We start from the raw sequence: 18,310 nt of genomic DNA, 5'->3' as shown, positions 1-18,310 counted from the left end.
TAAGAATCGCCCTCGCCGAATCTATGTAGCCCAGTTCGCGGGCCTTGACGTAGAGATCGATCTTGGCCGCCAACTCGCCGAAAAAACGGCAGATAATGTCCCTTAATTCCAGGAGATGAGTTACAGGCCGGTTGTTATCCGCAGAATTTTTCCTGGCCCTTGCATAACCGCCGTCAACGGCCTCCCGGAAAACCTCGGAAGCCTCTTCAATTTTGCCGGCTTTGAACAACATGCCTCCCAGCCGATAATCGAAGACCCGGATTTTCGGGAAAAGTTTCTGCGCCGTCCTGTAAACTTCGATAGAGGCCTCATGGTTTCCCTTGATGCTGTATATGCACCCCAGCGCATCCAGGAGACGATGCATGTCTTTATTTCTTATATCGAAGGAAAGCGCCCTGCGAATGAACGGCTCGGCATGAAGCGTGTACTTCCTGACCCACAACATGAACAAGCCGATTTTTTTATTTATTTCAAAGTCTTCAGGATTCGCCTTGAATTCTTGGAGAAGAGATTTGAGAATTTTGGCTTCCTCGGGGAGGCAATGCTCGGCTGATTCTTCCGAATCCTCGACCGGTGGTTCATGCACGGCACGGCCTCGCTATCGACGGCTCTATGCCCGCGCCGGTTTAACGGCCACGTTCTCACAGCCCAGGGCGCTTAACGCCGTATTGACGATGTGGTGAGCATTCAATCCGGCGGCATCGTACTGTTTGAAGGGATCGTCGTGATGGATAAAACGGTCGGGCAAAGTCATCGGCCGCACCTTGAGGCCGCCGCCGAGAAGGTCATTGATCGCCATGAACTGCATGACGTTGGCGGCGAAGCCTCCTTGCGATCCTTCTTCGATGATGATCAACACCTGATGGGATGCCGCCAATCCGGTCACCAGTTCCTCGTCAAAAGGCTTGGCGAAACGGGCGTCGGCGACGGTGGTGGAGAACCCTCGCGCCGCCAGTTCATCGGCGGCCTTAAGCGATTCCTGCAATCGCGTGCCGAGGCTTAACACCGCCACTGTCGATCCTTCGCGCATCACGCGACCCTTGCCGATTTCAAGCGCCACGCCCTTTTTCGGCATCTCGACGCCGACGCCGTCGCCGCGCGGATAGCGGAAGGCGCTGGGACCGGCGTCATAGGCGGCGGCGGTGGCCACCATGTGCATAAGCTCCGCCTCGTCGGCGGCTGCCATGACGACGACGCCGGGCAGACAGCAGAGATTGGCGAGGTCATACGAACCGGCATGGGTGGCGCCGTCGGCGCCGACCAACCCGGCGCGGTCGATGGCGAAGCGCACCGGCAGATTCTGCAACGCCACATCATGCACTATTTGATCATAGGCTCTTTGCATGAAGGAGGAATAAAGGGCGATGAACGGCTTGAAGCCTTCGCACGCCAGCCCGGCGGCAAAAGTCACGGCATGTTGCTCGGCGATGCCGACATCGAAAAAGCGTTCAGGGAACCGCTCGGCAAACAGGTCAAGTCCGGTGCCCGCCGGCATGGCGGCGGTGATGGCGACAATTTTGTCGTCGGCCTCGGCCTCGCTGACGATGGCGTCGGAAAATACCTTGGTATAGGACGGCGCCTTGGCTTCCGGCTTGATAAGTTCTCCGGTGATCAGATTGAATTTGCCGACGCCGTGGTACTTTTCCGGCGCTTCCTCGGCGGGAGCGTAGCCGTGTCCCTTTTTTGTCACTACATGCAACAGCACAGGCCCCGGATTCTCGTCGTCCCGCAGGTTCTTCAGGACGGGCAGCAGATGATCGATATTGTGGCCGTCGATGGGGCCGACATAATAAAAGCCCAGCTCTTCAAACAAGGTGCCGCCGGTGACCATGCCGCGAGCGTATTCATCGGCCTTGCGCGCCACCTCTCCCAGAGGGCGCGGGAACTTCTTGGAGATAACCTTGGCCAGATGGCGAACCGAGCGAAATGACTTGGACGAGATCAGGCGCGACAGATAGGCGCTCATGGCGCCTACCGGCGGCGCGATGGACATATCGTTGTCATTGAGGACAACGATCAGCCGCTCATCCATGGCGCCGGCGTTGTTCATCGCCTCGTAAGCCATGCCCGCGCTCATCGAGCCGTCGCCGATAACGGCGATGACATGGTTATTCCGCTTCAAAAGGTCGCGGGCCGCCGCCATGCCCAGCCCGGCCGAGATAGACGTGGAGCTGTGGCCGGCGCCGAAGGGGTCATATTCGCTTTCCGAGCGTTTGACAAACCCCGATATGCCCCCGCCCTGGCGCAGGGTATGCATGCGGCTGCGACGACCGGTGAGAATTTTGTGGGGATAGGACTGGTGGCCGACATCCCAGATCAACCGGTCATTGGGAGTATTGAATACATGATGCAGGGCGACGGTAAGTTCGACCACGCCGAGACTGGCGCCGAGATGTCCGCCGTTGATGGAAACCACGCGGATGGTTTCCTTACGGACTTCATCAGCCAGTTGTGAGAGCTGCGCGGAGGTAAAATCCCTTATATCTTCCGGCACATTAATGGTGTCCAGAAGCGGGGTTTTATAATGTTCCATCACGATGCCTGCCCCCCCCCACGTTTGATTCAATTGATCTCAAACATGTCTTTTGATAACGAATTGCGCAAGGTTTCTGAGAGGATCAGCCTTTTCGGCAAATAAATCAAGGTGCTTCGCCGCCTGATCAGCCAACATGACGGCCTGGGAGCGGGCGCGCTCCGCGCCGAGCAGGGAAACAAAGGTAGCCTTACCGGCGGCTTCGTCCTTGCCGACCTTCTTTCCCATCTGTTTTTCGTCACCCTCGACATCAAGCAAATCATCGACAATCTGAAAGGCCAGTCCCAGGTCATGGGCGTAGGCGCGAAGAGCATGGCGGGCAGGCAAGGGGGCCTTGCCGAGGATCGCCCCGGCCTCGCATGAAAAGCCGATCAGTTTCCCCGTCTTCAGCCTTTGCAGGTGAGTTATTTCCGCCATATCAAGGGTGCGGTCCTGGGCCATAAGGTCAAACATCTGTCCGCCGACCATGCCCTTGTCGCCGATGGCCCGGGCCATTTCGACCACCAGCAGGGCGCGCACCGCCGGGTCCGAATGGGTATCTTCCTCGCCCAATACCTCGAAAGCCTTGGTCAGCAGGGCGTCGCCGGCCAGGATCGCCGTCGCTTCATCGAACTCGATGTGGCAAGTGGGCTTGCCGCGCCTCAGATCGTCATCGTCCATGGCCGGCAGGTCGTCGTGCACCAGCGAATAGCTGTGAACCATTTCCACCGCCGCCGCCACTCTAAGGGCGCAGATATGGCCCACGTTGAACAGGCCGGCGCCGGCAATGACCATAAACGGCCGGATGCGTTTTCCGCCGTTGAAGACGCCGTAGCGCATGGCCTCGGTGATTTTACTCTCGGGACTGTCGTCAACCGGCAGTAATTGATCGAGGGTATCTTCCACCGCCTCGGCGTTGGCGATGAGGGCGTCCTTGAAGTTACCGTCGCTCATCGGATTTCCGCCGGCTCCACGCTTACGGAGCCATCGGCGCCGAGGACCACCTTTTCAACGCGGGCCTTGGCTTCCCTGAGTTTGGCCTCGCAATGACGCTTGAGGAGGGCGCCCTGCTCATAGGCGATTATCCCCTCGTCCAGCTTGCCGGTCCCGTCCTCCAGCTTGCGCACGATTTCTTCGAGCTGGGCCAAGGCCTCCTCGAAGCTTAATCCGGCAATCCGTTGCGGGATGGATTTATCAGCCATATGCATATGCTCCCCGTCCGATCCCTATCCGTGCATCAACAATCGCTTGATGGCGAGATAGGCCACGGCCGCGCCGATAATAACGGACATGATCATAAAAATAAGCAGAATATAGCGGCTGATATTTGCTTCGCTGCTTGATTTGATCTTTCGCACCTTGGCAAACAAGGTCGAAAGATTTTTATCAATCTCTTCGATCTTCGTGAGTTCCGTATATTGCCAGAACTGATGGATGACCAGCGTGAAAATGACGGCCACGGTGAGCAAAATGATCACCGCAACCATTTGGGAGGCATAGTCCTTGTCAACGGAAACCAGCTTGGCGATGACGACAAGGCCGCCGAAAGTCAGGAGCGTAGACCCGACCGTCCACCATTGAAGACGTTTGGCGAAGCGGATGGTTCGCGCCGATTCACTGTAAAGCATACACATCTCCGCATGCGTATTTTCGTCCAGGGACGACGGCTCGTTGTTGAACGGCTGTTCGCCGTCGCCGTCGCCGCTCTCCTCTTTTTTATCCATCGCAAAAGAACCTTTATGCCGGAAGGCTACAGTTTAGACCAGTTAGCCAGAAAGTCATACCGCGATGAAACATTATCCAGATTGACCTCGTTAAGGAACGTGGAATAGGTGAGATAACTGACCAATTTTCCCATGTCGTCCGCCCAGGGGGCCAGAACGCGCGGTTCGTTAAGCACCCCGGCCTGACGCAACATCACTATGGCCTCAAGATCGGTCAATTCAAATTTCCCGTAGAAAAGTATCCTTACCAGCGAGGCGTCGCCGAGGCGCACAACGGTTCGAAGATAATTGTGAACATCAAGAAGTCCTCCCAAATAGACCACATCCTTGGTGAAAGGGGCGCCTCCCTCAACCAGACCGCCCCGGACCACCCGACGCGCCATGTCAAACGAATCCAGCCTGTTCTCGCCGCGCTCCTGGTAGAATTCAAATAGTTCGAGAAAATTTGCGCCGTCCATGGACATCTTTATGCCCAGAACCCGTCCGGCGAGGCGGCGCAGACGGTGCGGCCCCAGAGCGCCGCTGATAAATTCAGCGAACACCGCCAAGCCTTCCTGGGTGCGCGTATTGCCCGGATGCGCTTCGCCGAGAATGGGAAACATGAATTGATTTTTACCGTTGTTACCTGTCGCAATATGAACAAAGGCTTCATGCTGAAGCAACTGAACGGCGTCCAGCTCGCTGAATCGGCAATCGGCGCGTAGGCGGATATAGTCGCGTCCGGCGACGGCGCGGGCGGAAAGAGTTTCAACAATCTCGACACGCGGCGCGTTCTCCTTGAAATGTTGCCTAATGGAGACGTTAAAACGCTCCTGCAATTCGGCGGCCGAAAGAGTGAGTTCGGGATTTTTCATCAAGTCTTCATCGGCGTAGCTTGAGAGAACGCTGTCAATGCGCTCGGCGAGGTCTATGGTGCGAAGAACGCCGTCGCTGAACAAAGTGTCGGGGCTTCCGAACAAGCGGCATGATATCTCGTGAAAGGCCGGAGCGCCGAGGTTGGCGATAAGACGGGCCGTCTCGTCAAAAACATCCGCGAGTCGTAAAAGCCATTGGTGAACCGGGCTGTCGCCGCTTATCAGGCGCCGCGCTTCGGCAACCATTTGAAAGGTCCGGGCAGGGTCGATGGGCGTATAGCTGATGCGGGGCAGTTCACGGCATTTGCCGGCAAAAAACCGCCTTGACGTTTCGGGCGGCCAGCTTGTCGCATGAATGACGGCGAGAGGTTTTTCCGCTTCGACCAGAATCCCGGCCGCTTCGACCAGCTTTTCAATTTCCGCCTTTGAGAATTCGTTGTGCGCCATAATAATAAGTGACTTCCTGTAACCGCCGAGACCTTACATAATAAGCATTGACGATTGAAACATGGTTGAAATTTTATTCCTTCTTATCGCCGCCGTTGTCGCGGTCCTGTTGTTTATGCGCTTGGGGCTGGGTTCAGTCCTGGGTTATCTGGCGGCAGGGGCGGTAATCGGACCACACGGCTTAAAGTTGATAATAGACGCGGATAATTTACGTCATATCGGCGAATTCGGCGTTGTTTTTCTTTTATTCCTGATCGGCATTGAGATGAAGCCGCAGCGCTTGTGGGTCATGCGCTATATTATATTCGGCTTGGGCGGAGCGCAGGTTTTAGCAACGGGGTCGCTGTTCGCCGTCATAACCTACTACACATTCGGCATGTCGGTTGAGGCGTCGCTGGCAATCGGCTTCGGACTTGCCTTGTCATCAACGGCCTTCGGCGTCCAGCTTCTCTCCGAGCGCAAACAAATGACCACCAATCACGGACGCAACAGCTTCGCCATACTACTGATGCAGGACTTGGCGGTTATTCCGCTTATGGTGCTTTTGCCTCTGCTGGCCGTCGGTCGAATCGATCAGACGACCTCGATGGGACTCGCCGCTTTGAATGCCATCGCCATTTTAAAATACGTCGCTATTTTCGGCGCAATCCTGTTGGCCGGACGGTACGCCGTCAGGCCGATCCTTCACGCTACCGCGCGCATCGGCAACAGCGATACATTCGTTGCGCTTGCCCTGCTGCTGGTGCTCGGATTTGCCTGGATCATGGAGCAGGTTGGTTTTTCCATGGCGATGGGAGCGTTCATCGCCGGGGTGTTTTTAGCGAATTCCGAATATCGCCACCAGGTGGAAGCGGATGTTCTTCCGTTTCGCGGCCTTTTGCTCGGCTTGTTCTTCATGGGGGTCGGCATGACTCTGGACTATCGTGTCGTGGCCGCTGACTTTGGAACCGTCATCGGCTGCACGGCGGCGCTGCTGATTGCAAAAGCGGTCATTGTCATCGCCATCTCACGATGTTGGCGAATATCCATGTGCGCATCCGTTCGTTCCGGCGCCCTTCTTTCCCAGGCCGGCGAGTTCGGGTTTGTCTTGTTCTCTCTGGCGGAAAGCCACCATCTGCTTCCCGAAGGCGTGATGGAACTGCTGATCCCGGTTATGGTGCTAAGCATGATAGCGACCCCTGCCATGGTATGGCTCGGCGAAAGAATTGCGGCAAGAATTGAAGCGGGCATGACGGACAAGATTCATTCCGTCGATACTGAAGAAGAGCGCCCGGTCCTCATCGCCGGATTCGGACGTGTCGGGCGGACAATAACCAATATGCTCAACTCCGCAGGCGTGCCGTACATCGCCATTGATACGGACGCAGACAACGTAGAGAGAGAACGCAAGCGGGGATATCGGGTTTATTACGGCGACGCGAGCCGGCCGGAAGTTTTACGGGCTGTCGGCGCGGCGCGCGCCAGACTGATGGTTGTCACGCTCGATAATCATCACGCCGCCGAGGGCATGGTGCGCGCTGCGCGTCGCCTTTACCCGGACATCCCTGTTCTTGTCCGAACCCGCGACTGGAAAACGGCTAACAAATTTATCTCGATCGGCGCCGCCCACGCGGTGCCGGAGATGGTGGAAGCCGGCCTCCGGCTCGGCGCCATCACTCTGGAAGCCGCCGGCGTTGATGAAAATAAACGAAAGATTTTGCTTGATGATCTTAGCGCCGATAATTACGCAAAAATGCAGGATATATAGCCGGAAATAAATGGAGCCGTTCTCGCTGTTTTCACCCCTCCATCAGCGCTCCGACATGAGCGGCGACGCTTCTCCCCAGGGCGTCAAGGTTATAGCCGCCTTCAAGGGTAGAGACTACCCGCCCGTCGCAACAACCTTCGGCTACCGAAAGGATTTCGCGGGTTACCCAGGCGAAGTCGTCCTCGCTCAGCGTCAGTTGGGCCAGAGGATCATCGGCGTGGGCGTCAAAGCCGGCTGAAATAAGGATTATTTGAGGGGCAAAATTGCTCAATGCCGGCAGGATAAGGCGGGTCCATGCGGCGCGGAATTCCTTGGAGGCGGAGCCGGGGGGCAAAGGGGCGTTGACGATGTTGCCGACGCCCCGCTCACGTTCGGAGCCGCTGCCGGGATAGCACGGGTACTGGTGGCTGGAGGCGAAGAACAGGTCGCCGTCGTCCTCGAAAGAATGTTGAGTTCCGTTGCCGTGGTGAACGTCGAAATCAACTACCGCCACCCGCTGAAGTCCGCATTTATGGCGGGCGTGCAAGGCGCCGACGACGACATTGTTGAACAGGCAGAAACCCATGGCGCGGGAATGCTCGGCGTGATGGCCGGGGGGACGCACGGCGCAGAAGGCGTTTCTTGCAACTCCGGCGGCTACCGCATCGACGGCGGCGCATGCCGCGCCGGCGGCGCGCAAGGCCGCCTCGCCGGAAGCCGCCGACATAGCGGTGTCGCCGTCCAGGTGAACAATGCCGCTATCGGGGGCGGGCGCGGCGTTCAGCACCGCTTTGACATATGAAGGAGCGTGCGCCAACTCTAATTGGGAGATATCGGCTTTGGGCGCAAGGCGGCGGTCCAAAGCGGCGAAGGCTTCCGTTCCCAGAGCCTTTTCGATGGCCTTGAGACGCTCCGGACATTCCGGATGGCGGAGGCCGGGATCATGCTCAACGCAGACCGGGTGAGTGTAAAGCAGCGTAGTCATGCCTACATACTGACACCGCGTCGGAGAATACTACCCACTAAAACAATATTCGCTGTTCATGGTGACCTCATCCGTAATTGTATACCCCAAACTCCCGCCGAACTATAACCGAATCACGACACTGACCGGTGGCCGACGGAAACTCGGGGTCAGGACGCTATCGCCGATTGAGGCCGATACATATCCGGGCGCACGCCCCCCAAAGGCCGAACAGGATAAGTATCCAGATGCCGACCACGGGCGGATGTTGCCGGCGCGGCGGCATAACCGTCCCCTCCTTGCCATGAAGGAGTTGGTCGAACTTCCAGCGGAGGTAAGTTCGATTAATATACATTTTATTGACGTAACCGAATGTGCCGTCCTTTACAGCGGTCTCCCATGCGTCCGCCGAAAACACCTCCTTGAGAAGATTGGCGTTGAAGTTGGGCGCGGCTTCGACATTAACGCCGAAATAGTTCTCCTGAACACGATAAGAGAGTGATTCGGTCTTTGTGAAAAGGACGGCGCCGAGGAACGAAAATACGCACAGCCCGACGCAGGAAACGTGGATGACGTTCTTGAATATAGCGGTCTGCTTGTCAGCATCGGACCACCAGATGAAATAGCCGACAAAGCCCAACGGGAAAATGGGATAAAGATAGCGCCACCCATAGGACATGCCGGGTTCCGCCCATATAAGCGCAACAGCCAAACTAAAGCCGGCATAAGCCCATGCCAGGAGTAGAGTTATGATGGCGAGCCATCCTTTGTTTCGCCGCGCCTTTAACAGCATGTAGGTCAAAAGGCCCAATCCGAACACCATTATCGGGCTTGAATACAACAGGCCGAATTCGGCTCCGAAAAAAATATGCGCCAAGCCGGGAAGACGTTGAAGCAACATGATAATTATGGGCAATAAGCCTATCGGTTCCTGACTATCGGAGCCGGCTTGCGAATGGGGAAACGCCAAGCCGTATACGGCTTGTGAATGAGGAATCGCCACGCCGTAAATCTCGTTATTAAGGTAGGCGACGGGAAGATAAAAAAAGATGACCAAAAGGGCGAAAATAAACGCTGCCTTGATATGTTTCTTTATATCCGGCGGCGCGTTGTCGCGTCCCGACAGGCAATCTTGCAGCAGCAACAGGATCACAGGCAGAGCGATGACATTGAGGTCGCTGAAGCGCACCATCAAGGTGATGCTGACTCCCGCCGCCGCCGCCGCCGACCACTTGAGTTCGCCGAGTTCCCGGTAACGCATCGTCGCGTAGGTAATCAGGCTGAGTCCGAAGAACTCGAAACTGTGGGACATGCGGACACGGGATAATACATAGTAGATGACCCCGGAACCCACACAGAAAAGCAATGTGTAAAACAAGGACGGCTTGTCGGTTAATAATATGGCGGATCGCCAAAAAAGGAACACTGAAGCGAGAAAGTAGAAATGAACGGCGAAGGAGAACCCGAAATAGGTCCAGGAATTGACAAACTTGCCTCTGTCCTCGATCACTTCATGGTTTTGCAGCCTGTCCACCGTCGAAAACAGGGCGACGAACGGCGCCGCCATCAGGCCGGGACCATAGAAGCCTTTTGGAACCTTGCCGTTGCCGGCGCGGAAAAACTGCAACTCATCAGCTTCCCCGGAAAAATCGGCGTCGAAGTCCAACCCGAAGGACATGGCGTAGGCCAAATACCCTATGTCATCGGATGAACCGTGAATATCGGCTGACCATTGATGCCTGTTCAGGTTCAGGAGGACCAGAACGACAAGAAAAATAAAAAGGCCCTTTTCAAACCGGAAGACAGAAATTTTTTCTGAAGGCATCTGCTCCCCGTCCGACAGGCCTGACTCACCCTAAAGGTAATTGCTCAATGACAGCCGGCGCACCGTTGCCATGGCTTGATACGAGGCTTCCATCGCTTTTTGATCATCAAGCAGGCGCGTGATGGCGTCCAGCGGATTGATGTTCTCGATGTCGGCGACCCTCTGGTCAAAAAAGCCGATCAGTTGGTCGTGACTTTTATTGGTTCGATCAAGCAATAACCGATTAAAGCCGATGTCCATCTGAACTTTTTCAATGCTGCTGGTTTGCTCCGTTTCAAAGGGCGGGGCGCCGGGCGAGGTGGGTTCCAGGGCCGCCGTCAGCAGATACTGCGCATCATCCACCCGCTTATGATTGTTGTCGAGACCGCCGGCGGTTCCGAAAACACCCTGGGCGATGATGCTCATGGCCCGGATCGCCTTCTCGAAGGCGGGATCAATGGCATTAAGGTCCATCGAAAATTCCCGTCCCTCAGTCACCTTATGGAGGGTCGATTGTGAATCGCCGTCATAATACGAGATGTCGGTGGTGATGGTCGGCGCCGCCGTGGCGGCTTCGTTCACAAGGGAATCCGTTGAGGAAAGGGTAATGACGGTCCCCGTGTTGGCGGCGACGGTAAAAGTCCCGTTATTGGAGGCGGAACCGGTGATGGTAATTTTCGAACCCACGGGAACGTTGCCGAAGGAACCTGTCCTCGACGCGGTAATGGTGTCGGCAACGCCGACATTGGCGAACGCCAAGGTTCCGAAACCGGATGTCGGGTAGGTGGCCATGGCGACGGTGGCGGCGGCGACGCCGGCCTCAAGAGCCGTAGCCTCAACGGTGGTGATCGTTGTGCCGTTGTTGGCGGAAACGGTATAGGTTCCGTTATTGCCTGCGGTTCCGGCGATGGTGATTGTGCCGCCGACGGGAATGTTGGCGAACTTTCCGGCGGTGGCGGCGGTGATGCTGGTTCCGGCGGCGAATGACAAGACGCCGTAATCGCGCGCCGTGGTGTCTACGTTCACGCCGTCCCACGGCGTGCCCGCAGTGGCGGTTAATTTAGGGTGGACGTTATGACCCCTGGTAACAGGGTAAAGGGTTCCGTTGCTGGCGTTGCCCGTCCACCTGGTCTGGAAGTCGCCGAGAGATGTCAACTCCATATCAACGGGAATGGAGGAAATGCGGGCGCCCGAGAACAGATATTTCCCGCCGACATCGATGTTCAGATTGGTTTGCATGTCGGTCATGGCGCGGAACGCGGCTTCCTGAATATTCTTCACCTGCGTTTCATCGCTCATATCACCGCTCTGGAAATTATTGAGAAGATCGCGAAAGTCGGCGACTGTCTTCTGGATTCCATCCAGGGTCACTTCGACGGTGTTCATATCCAGGTCCAGCATATCGTTGTTGGCCTTGAACTGTTTTAACAGCGTAGTTGAGTTTTCGATGTTGACCAGGCGCTCCGAGACCGGAGCGATCCCCGCATAGTCCTGCGAGACCTTTTCGCTGGTTATCTGCACCTGTGTCTCCTGCATGCGTTGCTGGCCGCGCATCAACAGATTAATCAGTTGTTGATTGGCGGAAAAACTGGCGACGCGGGTGGACATTGGCGCTCTCCTTATCCGATTGTCTGTTCGAGAGCATCAAACATGCTCTGGATGACGCTGATTATGCGGGCGGCGGCGGAATACGCTTGCTCATAAACAAGCAGGTTTGCCAGTTCTTCGTCAAGGTTTACCCCCCTGTAGGAGTCCGATTTGCCTTGCAGGCTTTCCGTGAGCGATTGCTGGAAATCCAGGCTTGTCTTGTTGTCGTGAGCCTGGCTTGAATTGCGTTCAAGGATGGCTTCCGCATACTCGGCGATGGTGTGGTTGACGCCGGCGAGGCCGCCGGCTGCGTCGAACTGATTGTTCTCGTTGAGCTTTTTGGCCAGGGCCTCGACAATAGTATCATCGCCGACGCTGGTAAAATACTCGCCGGCGGGGCCGAGGTCGGCGTCCCACTGCACGGCGCCGTGCGCTATGAAGCCCGGATTTACCTTAATGTCGCTTCGCACTTCAAACGTGCCGGCGGTGCGCACATCGGCAAGATGCATCCCGATGTCGGTGAGCAGCGTATTGCCCGTCGCCTGGGTGACATACATGCTTTTGCCGGTGTCATGGGTGAGTCTTAGCCTGATTCCCGATCCGTCGGGGATCAGCGTAGCGGTCACGCCCATATTGGCGTTGTTGATCTGATCCCTGATGGTGCTCAGGCCGGCCGTGGCGGCTATGGAAATAGCCCCCATCAAGCCGTTGTCGTCCCTGATGGAAAGAGTCGCGGCGGTGCCGGAAAACGTGGACGTCATCACGTCCGTTTCCCAAATATTGTCGGGCAGGCCGTCGACGAAAAAGTCATTGAGGCCGAAGAAATTGGAAAAACCCCTGACCGTCTCGGTCGCGCCCGTCGTCAGGGCGACGTTTACCGCTTCGGCGACCAGGGCGTCCGAGGTCACGGTAATGACGTTGGCGGCCACGCTGACCACGGTGAACGAGCCGTTGTTCGCCGCATTGGCGGCGCCGTTGATGGTGAAGGTGGCCCCCGCCGTCAGGTAAGAAAGATCAGTTCCGGCGGCGAACGTCATGGTGTCGTTGTTGACGCCGACAACATTGGCGAAGGTAACGCCTGTGTAATCAGCGCCGCCGGCGCTGAAGGCGATTTCGGCATCTTCAAGGGCGGCGCCGGCGGCCGTGCCCGCCTGATCGCGGAAGGCAAGATAGTTATCGGAGTCATTAAGGTCGATCTGGAGGTGCCCGGCGCTGTTCACGGTAACCGTCGCCGCCGCCAACCCCGGTCCGGGAGCGGTGGCGTTGGTCGAATCGCGAAGCCAGGCCTGCATCTTGGCGGCCACCCGGTCGATGGTCCAGTCCCCGCTTGCGCCTCGGCTCGAATAAGCCACCGCTACGCCGATGGTGGCGTCCTGCATGATGGCGTTCAGCGTCGTTTTTGCCTGCTGGTCGCCGGAGATGTCGAAAGCGGCGATTACCACGTCATCCACGCTGCCGGTAGGATCGAGCTTTATCGTCTGGGCGCTGGAATTGATTATATTCCGTGTTCCCGTCATCGTTTGCGCTCCGGGGAAGGCAGCGCCCCGGTTATGAATTTGATTGGTCAAATCCCTGAGTTCGCCCATCATTTCGTCAAGCTGACTTTGCAGATCGGCAAGTACGTCGTCGCGCAGGGTGATCAGTCCGCTCAGGGCGCCGGAGCCGATATCTTCGGTGATATCGTTGGCGGCGATTTTTTCGCCTATATAAATGCCGCTGATAGAGCCGTCGGCATGGGTCGTTGTCGGACTTGAGGTGCCGACCGCAGTATGGACCAGGGTGGCGGGAATGTTATCGACCAGGGTCCGACCGGAAGCGGTGAAGACCACCATGTCGCCGTCGCCGCGAAAATAGTACCGGCTGTCAATCAGTTCCGAGAGCCTGTTCATCGCTTTGTCGCGCTGGTCCATGATGTCGCTGACCTCGCGGTTGACGGCCTTGCTGCTGATCAGCAGATCGTTGTAGTCGCGGATGCTGAGAATCAAGGTGTTGATTTCACCCACGGCGGTGGCGATATCGTTGTCCGCCTGCATGCGCAACTCCTGGATAGTCGAGGTCATGTCCTGCGACTTGACCTCCAGTTCATTGGCCCACCGCAGCACCTCGCTTTGTTGCAGAACGCTGTCGGGCGACAACGCCATTGCTTCCAGGGCGCCGTTGAACTGGTTAGCGATGTGGGCGATTGATGTGTTGTCTTCGGGGCTTCCGAACGTGTACTGGATGCGCTCGTAGAAATCGGTCTGGACATCAAGCTTGCTTAAGTCCGCCATTTCCAGGCGCATGCTTTTCAGCAGTCCTTCATCTATCTGCCGCTTGAGTTCCCCAAGCTGGACGCCGGCGCCGACGCCGGCGACCACCCGTTGCTCCATGGTTACGGCTTTGCGCGTATAATCCGCCGCGTTGGCGTTGGCGATGTTTTCAGCCGTGGCGTCCATCGCCGCCTGATTGACCGTCAGACCGCTTTGAGCGGTCAGGAGCGAGAGGGTTAGGGCGGACATGGCGATCTTTCCTCAATCTTGTGGTTACAGGGACCGGTTGATGGAAACGGCTACGCCTTGATTGGCCGCGTCGGCGCGCTTGCTTTTGGTTGAGCCTTTGGCCGAGTAGGTTTTAGGGCCGGGCTTATGAGATTTGGCGGCGTCGGCTATCGCCTTCATGACGCGCTTGTTTACTTCCATCGCCACCTTGAGGTAGCGGGCGTTATCTTCCATCAGCGCCTTTATCTTTTCTCCGAGGCCGCGCAGACGTTCGCGTAACTCCGGATCAACGCTTGAGATGTCGTCCGTCGCCGCCTTAAGTCCCAGAACGCGGGCTTCGTAGGCGCGGCTTAACGCTGATTTTTCCTCAAGCATGACGGCGACGGCCTGGGGGCGGTTTTTTCTGAGGGCCTCGTTTTCGCGTTCCAGAAGATTTGCCAGCCGGTTGGAAATATTGATCAGGTCGTTGATTCTGTCGGTCGCATTCATGGCTTTTTGGCCTCCTGCATCTTGAGTATTTCCTTGTAAACGGCGTCGGCGATGCCGATGCCGCCGGTACGGGCGATTGCCTTGCCGTATTCATCGACCTGCATCGAGCGCCACATAGTCTCGGCGCTGCCGCCGCCGAAAGGTTCCGCAGCTTCGGTGTTGGCGAACATCGGTTGCAGGAACTGGCTGAGGGTAAAAGCCTCGAATTCCCGTGCGACTTTTCGCGCTTGCGCCTGGGCGGCCGGAGTATCAAGCCTGGGCGCCTTCTTGGCGCCGGCGAGAGCTGATTGCACCTGCATGGCGATGACGTTGTCGCTCATTACATTATCCCTATATCGGCCTGCATGGCGCCGGCGGCCTTGACCGCCTGCAGGATGGTGATCATGTCGCGTGGGCCGATGCCGAGCGCGTTAAGACCGTTGACAAGGTCCTGCAAGGTGACGCCGGAATTAACCACCGTCAGCCTTCGGTCGCCGCCCTGGTCAATCTGGATGTCGGTGCGATCAACGGTGGTGGTGTCGCCGACCGAGGCGAACGGTCCCGGCTGGGATACCTGCGGGGTTTCGGTAATGCGGATAGTCAGGTTGCCTTGGGCGATGGCGACGGTGCTGATGCGCACATCCTCGCCCATGACGATGACGCCCGACTGTTCATCAATAATGACGCGCGCCGCCTGATCCGGCTCGATGCGTAACTGTTCGATGTCGGTCAGCAGGTTGACGACATTGGAGCGGTAACTCTCCGGCACCGCCACCTGAACGGTGGAGTGGTCGGTGGAGACCGCCGCCGGGGTGCCGAGGAAGGCGTTGATGGCCTGGGAGATACGATTGGCGGTAGTGAAATCCGGGTTGCGCAGGCTCAGCTTGATCGACTTGAGATCGGCCATTTCAAAGCCGATCTCACGCTCGATGATGGCGCCGTTGGCAATGCGGGCGCTGGTGGGCACCCCCTTGGTTACGGTTTCGCCTTTGCCGGTTGCGGTAAAGCCGCCGACCGCCAACTGTCCCTGGCTGACGGCATAGACCTCGCTGTCGGCGCCGAGCAGCGGCGTCACCAGCAGAGTGCCGCCGAGCAGATTCTTCGAATCGCCGATGGCGCTGACCGTAACATCGATGCGGCTGCCTTGGCGGGCGAAGGGAGGCAGAGTGGCGGTCACCATCACGGCGGCGACGTTCTTCGAATCAATTCCGGCATCCGTCGGCTTTATGCCGAGCCTGTTCAGCATGGCTTGCAGGCTTTGCTGGGTGAAATGGCCGATGGAAAGAGTGTCGCCGGTGCCGTTGAGGCCGACGACCAGGCCATATCCGACCAACATGTTGTCGCGCACTCCCTGGTATACGGCGATGTCCTTGATGCGGGAAGCGGCCTCGGCGCCGGCCATAGTAATCAGCATCAGCGTCAGACCGGCCGCGCCGCCGATCAAAATTCGCTTCAAGGCGTTTTTTGTCGAGAGAGCGGCGAAACTGTAAACTGAAGCGGTCATTATGGCCTTCCGTTATTGTTCTGTTGATTCGGAACACGGTGATTATATATGCCTGTCGTTAATTTAATGCTAATTCCATGCCAAGGATTTTCTCTGCTTATCTCCTTGAAAACAAAGCGTTTTCCGGCGCTTATCGTAATCGGGCGGCGGGAGAGAGAAAAGAAGGCCAAGGCCGAGGGGAATATATTGCCGGGTCGGATAACGCTCTACGCTATCTCTTGAGGCTGCTTGCCTCTTTCGTCATCTCGTCAACGGTCTTGAAGACGTTGGCCGAGGCGTTGTAGGCGGTCTGGGTCATGATCATCTTGGTGAATTCGTCGGCCAGATCGACATTGGAAATTTCATGCGTGAACGGCGACAGGGAGGCATACCCGTCGGTTCCCGGATTGGTAAGTCTGGCGGTTCCGGACTCGGCGGTCTCGGCGTATACGTTGCCGTTAATCCTGTCCATGGCGTCCGGATTGGTGAACTGGGCGAGGGGGATTTTATAGATCGACCGGTAGGATGAATCATGAAAATTGCCGACGATTTCGCCCGTGGTGGTGAATTCAAAATCATTCATAAGCGCGGCGGCATAACCGTTTCTGGTGTAATTGAAGGGCATGAGATCGCCGGCGTACTGGACGAATTCGCTGGTATCAAGAGTGACCGCGCCCGTGCTTCCGCCGGCGAACGTCATCGCCAGGGCGATCGAAGAGGGTGACGTTAAAGTCCCCATGGTCGTGAACGTTATCGGTGTTATCGCCGAGGTGCCGGTGCTCAGCACGTTGGCGGTCGTCGTCGCCACGGTGGCCGTGTTGTCGGCCAGGGCGGTGTAATTCGCCGTGACGACGGCGGGAGCCGCCGTCTGGGTGGCGTCGACTCCGCCCGAGGCGCCGACGGCGGTCAGGGCATAGGCCGTGCCGGCGGTGGATGCGGTAATGGTGATGACGTTGCCGACGGCGGCGGCCGCAACGGCGGGATCGGCGTTGATCAGGGCGGCCAATCCCGTCGCCGCGTCGGCGTTGGAAGCGTCCGGTCCCGCCGACGTGTAGGAATAAAGGTTGCCGTTAACCGTCGCCGTATAGACGTCGCCGAGTTCAAACGTTCCCCCGATCGTGATCGAGTCGGACTGGGCTACGCTGACGCCGCCGTGCACCGCCACCGCCAGGGTGGTTACGGCGTCGCCGGCGACATCGGAAGTCAGGGTAAGGGCGTCGGCCCCGGAAGGCGCCGCCGTCACCTTAAGCGTGGCGTCGGCGTTTATTTGCGTCACCAGAGCGTCGCGGACAGTGCTGAGGGTTTCGCCGCCGACGAGTATCTGTTGATAAGGCGTGCCGTTGATGGTGACGGTATAGGTGTCCCCGGCCTCAATGGCGCCGCCCAAGGTCACCGTATCGACCTGGGCCACCGGAGTTCGGGTGGTCACATAAGACATATCCCATGTGTTGGTTGCGTTCTTGGAAAAATAAAGGGACACCGACTGATGAGCGAAAGCGGAATCGATAACGTCGATGTTATATACCTCCAGCCCGGCAGGGGCGGTTCCGCCGGCCAGGACGCCGGCGACGGAGGCGGCGTGATCGCTGACAAGCGCGTTATTTGACGGCAGGTTTATCGCCAGCTTGGCGGTGGTGGTGGCGATGCCGGTGTTGGCGAACGAGTACTGATCCACTCTCATCGATGAAAGGGTGGTGGAAAAGTCGCCGGCTGCGCTGTCCCACGCATACCCCTGAACGTAATAATTATTCTTGTCCACCAGATAGCCTTCCTTGACGGTGATCGTGCTGCCGTCGTCGGCGGTTACGTTGGTGTCGGCGCCGGTGACCATGCCGAACCCGCCGTCGCGGGTATACAAAGCTTCGCCGGAACCGTCCTGCTTGGAATTAAGGGCAAAGTATCCGTCGCCGTTGATGGCGACATCGAAATTACTGGTGCTGGTCGTCAGCAGGCCTTGAACGCTTATCCGATTGTAGTCCTTGGGTAATGTTCCGCCGATGTCCGACTGCTGAAAATAGGTATCGCTGAGCACGGTTGAAAATCTGGTGTCGGTGCGCTTGAAGCCGCCCGTGTTGACGTTGGCGATGTTGTTGCCGATGGTGTTGAGGGCGTGACTCTGGCTCGACATGCCGAGAGTGGGGATGACGAAAGCATTGAAAACCGTCATGTCGGCGCTCCTGGACCCTTGCTCAAACAGATATGCATAAAATTTCCTGCTCTCTTTCAAGCAAGATGGGTGCCAACACAAAAATCAAGGCGCGGCC

General features: G+C 57.4%; 14 protein-coding genes and 1 pseudogene. 1 reads left to right on the top strand and 14 read right to left on the bottom strand.

From position 1 onward, the window contains the following. From A3H92_13375 to A3H92_13350, 6 genes and pseudogenes are all read right to left on the bottom strand, one after another. Positions 1–586, bottom strand: a pseudogene (locus A3H92_13375) (hypothetical protein). Positions 587–610: 24 nt separating this feature from the next. Next, positions 611–2,533 carry a 1-deoxy-D-xylulose-5-phosphate synthase gene (locus A3H92_13370; GenBank protein OHC76576.1) on the bottom strand — a complete coding sequence of 641 codons (1,923 nt, stop codon included), beginning with the start codon at positions 2,531–2,533 and terminating at the stop codon, positions 611–613. Positions 2,534–2,572: 39 nt separating this feature from the next. Beyond that, positions 2,573–3,466 carry a farnesyl-diphosphate synthase gene (locus tag A3H92_13365; protein ID OHC76575.1) on the bottom strand — a complete coding sequence of 298 codons (894 nt, stop codon included), beginning with the start codon at positions 3,464–3,466 and terminating at the stop codon, positions 2,573–2,575. Continuing rightward, the gene (locus A3H92_13360) at positions 3,463–3,714 is read right to left on the bottom strand and encodes an exodeoxyribonuclease VII small subunit (GenBank protein ID OHC76592.1); all 252 of its coding nucleotides are present in this window, start codon (positions 3,712–3,714) and stop codon (positions 3,463–3,465) included. Before A3H92_13360 ends, A3H92_13365 begins: the two co-directional genes overlap by 4 nt. 24 nt (positions 3,715–3,738) lie before the next feature. Continuing rightward, positions 3,739–4,236 (bottom strand): hypothetical protein, encoded by a 498-nt coding sequence (locus A3H92_13355; protein OHC76574.1) that lies wholly within the window; start codon positions 4,234–4,236, stop codon positions 3,739–3,741. Positions 4,237–4,262: 26 nt separating this feature from the next. Then, positions 4,263–5,537, bottom strand: a complete 1,275-nt coding sequence (locus tag A3H92_13350) for a hypothetical protein (GenBank protein OHC76573.1) — start codon at positions 5,535–5,537, stop codon at positions 4,263–4,265. A 61-nt stretch (positions 5,538–5,598) separates the two neighbouring features. On the opposite strand from A3H92_13350, the gene A3H92_13345 reads away from it, so the two are divergent. Next, positions 5,599–7,284, top strand: a complete 1,686-nt coding sequence (locus A3H92_13345; protein ID OHC76572.1) for a hypothetical protein — start codon at positions 5,599–5,601, stop codon at positions 7,282–7,284. A 31-nt stretch (positions 7,285–7,315) separates the two neighbouring features. Here the strand turns inward: A3H92_13345 and A3H92_13340 are convergent, their stop codons facing one another. From A3H92_13340 to A3H92_13305, 8 genes are all read right to left on the bottom strand, one after another. Next, entirely contained in the window at positions 7,316–8,248 is a 933-nt protein-coding gene (locus tag A3H92_13340; GenBank protein ID OHC76571.1) for an acetoin utilization protein, read from the bottom strand. A gap of 157 nt (positions 8,249–8,405) precedes the next feature. Further along, entirely contained in the window at positions 8,406–10,052 is a 1,647-nt protein-coding gene (locus A3H92_13335; GenBank protein ID OHC76570.1) for a hypothetical protein, read from the bottom strand. Between the two features lie 30 nt (positions 10,053–10,082). Then, positions 10,083–11,639, bottom strand: a complete 1,557-nt coding sequence (locus tag A3H92_13330) for a hypothetical protein (protein OHC76569.1) — start codon at positions 11,637–11,639, stop codon at positions 10,083–10,085. Between the two features lie 11 nt (positions 11,640–11,650). Next, positions 11,651–14,116, bottom strand: a complete 2,466-nt coding sequence (locus tag A3H92_13325) for a flagellar hook-associated protein FlgK (GenBank protein OHC76568.1) — start codon at positions 14,114–14,116, stop codon at positions 11,651–11,653. A gap of 24 nt (positions 14,117–14,140) precedes the next feature. Continuing rightward, the gene (locus tag A3H92_13320) at positions 14,141–14,584 is read right to left on the bottom strand and encodes a hypothetical protein (protein ID OHC76567.1); all 444 of its coding nucleotides are present in this window, start codon (positions 14,582–14,584) and stop codon (positions 14,141–14,143) included. Then, entirely contained in the window at positions 14,581–14,904 is a 324-nt protein-coding gene (locus A3H92_13315; protein ID OHC76566.1) for a hypothetical protein, read from the bottom strand. The genes A3H92_13320 and A3H92_13315 overlap by 4 nt, the downstream gene beginning before the upstream one ends. Further along, the gene (gene flgI / locus A3H92_13310; protein OHC76565.1) at positions 14,904–16,067 is read right to left on the bottom strand and encodes a flagellar biosynthesis protein FlgA; all 1,164 of its coding nucleotides are present in this window, start codon (positions 16,065–16,067) and stop codon (positions 14,904–14,906) included. Before flgI ends, A3H92_13315 begins: the two co-directional genes overlap by 1 nt. Before the next feature lie 211 nt (positions 16,068–16,278). Then, complete coding sequence (locus A3H92_13305) at positions 16,279–18,213, bottom strand: hypothetical protein (GenBank protein ID OHC76564.1); 1,935 nt, start codon at positions 18,211–18,213, stop codon at positions 16,279–16,281. Between the last annotated feature and the right edge of the window lie 97 nt (positions 18,214–18,310).

It is taken from the genome of Rhodospirillales bacterium RIFCSPLOWO2_02_FULL_58_16 (assembly GCA_001830425.1).
Taxonomy (GTDB): Bacteria; Pseudomonadota; Alphaproteobacteria; order Rhodospirillales; family 2-02-FULL-58-16; genus 2-02-FULL-58-16.
The sequence above is the reverse complement of the archived record's forward strand: the minus strand, read 5'-3'. Positions and strand labels throughout refer to the sequence as shown.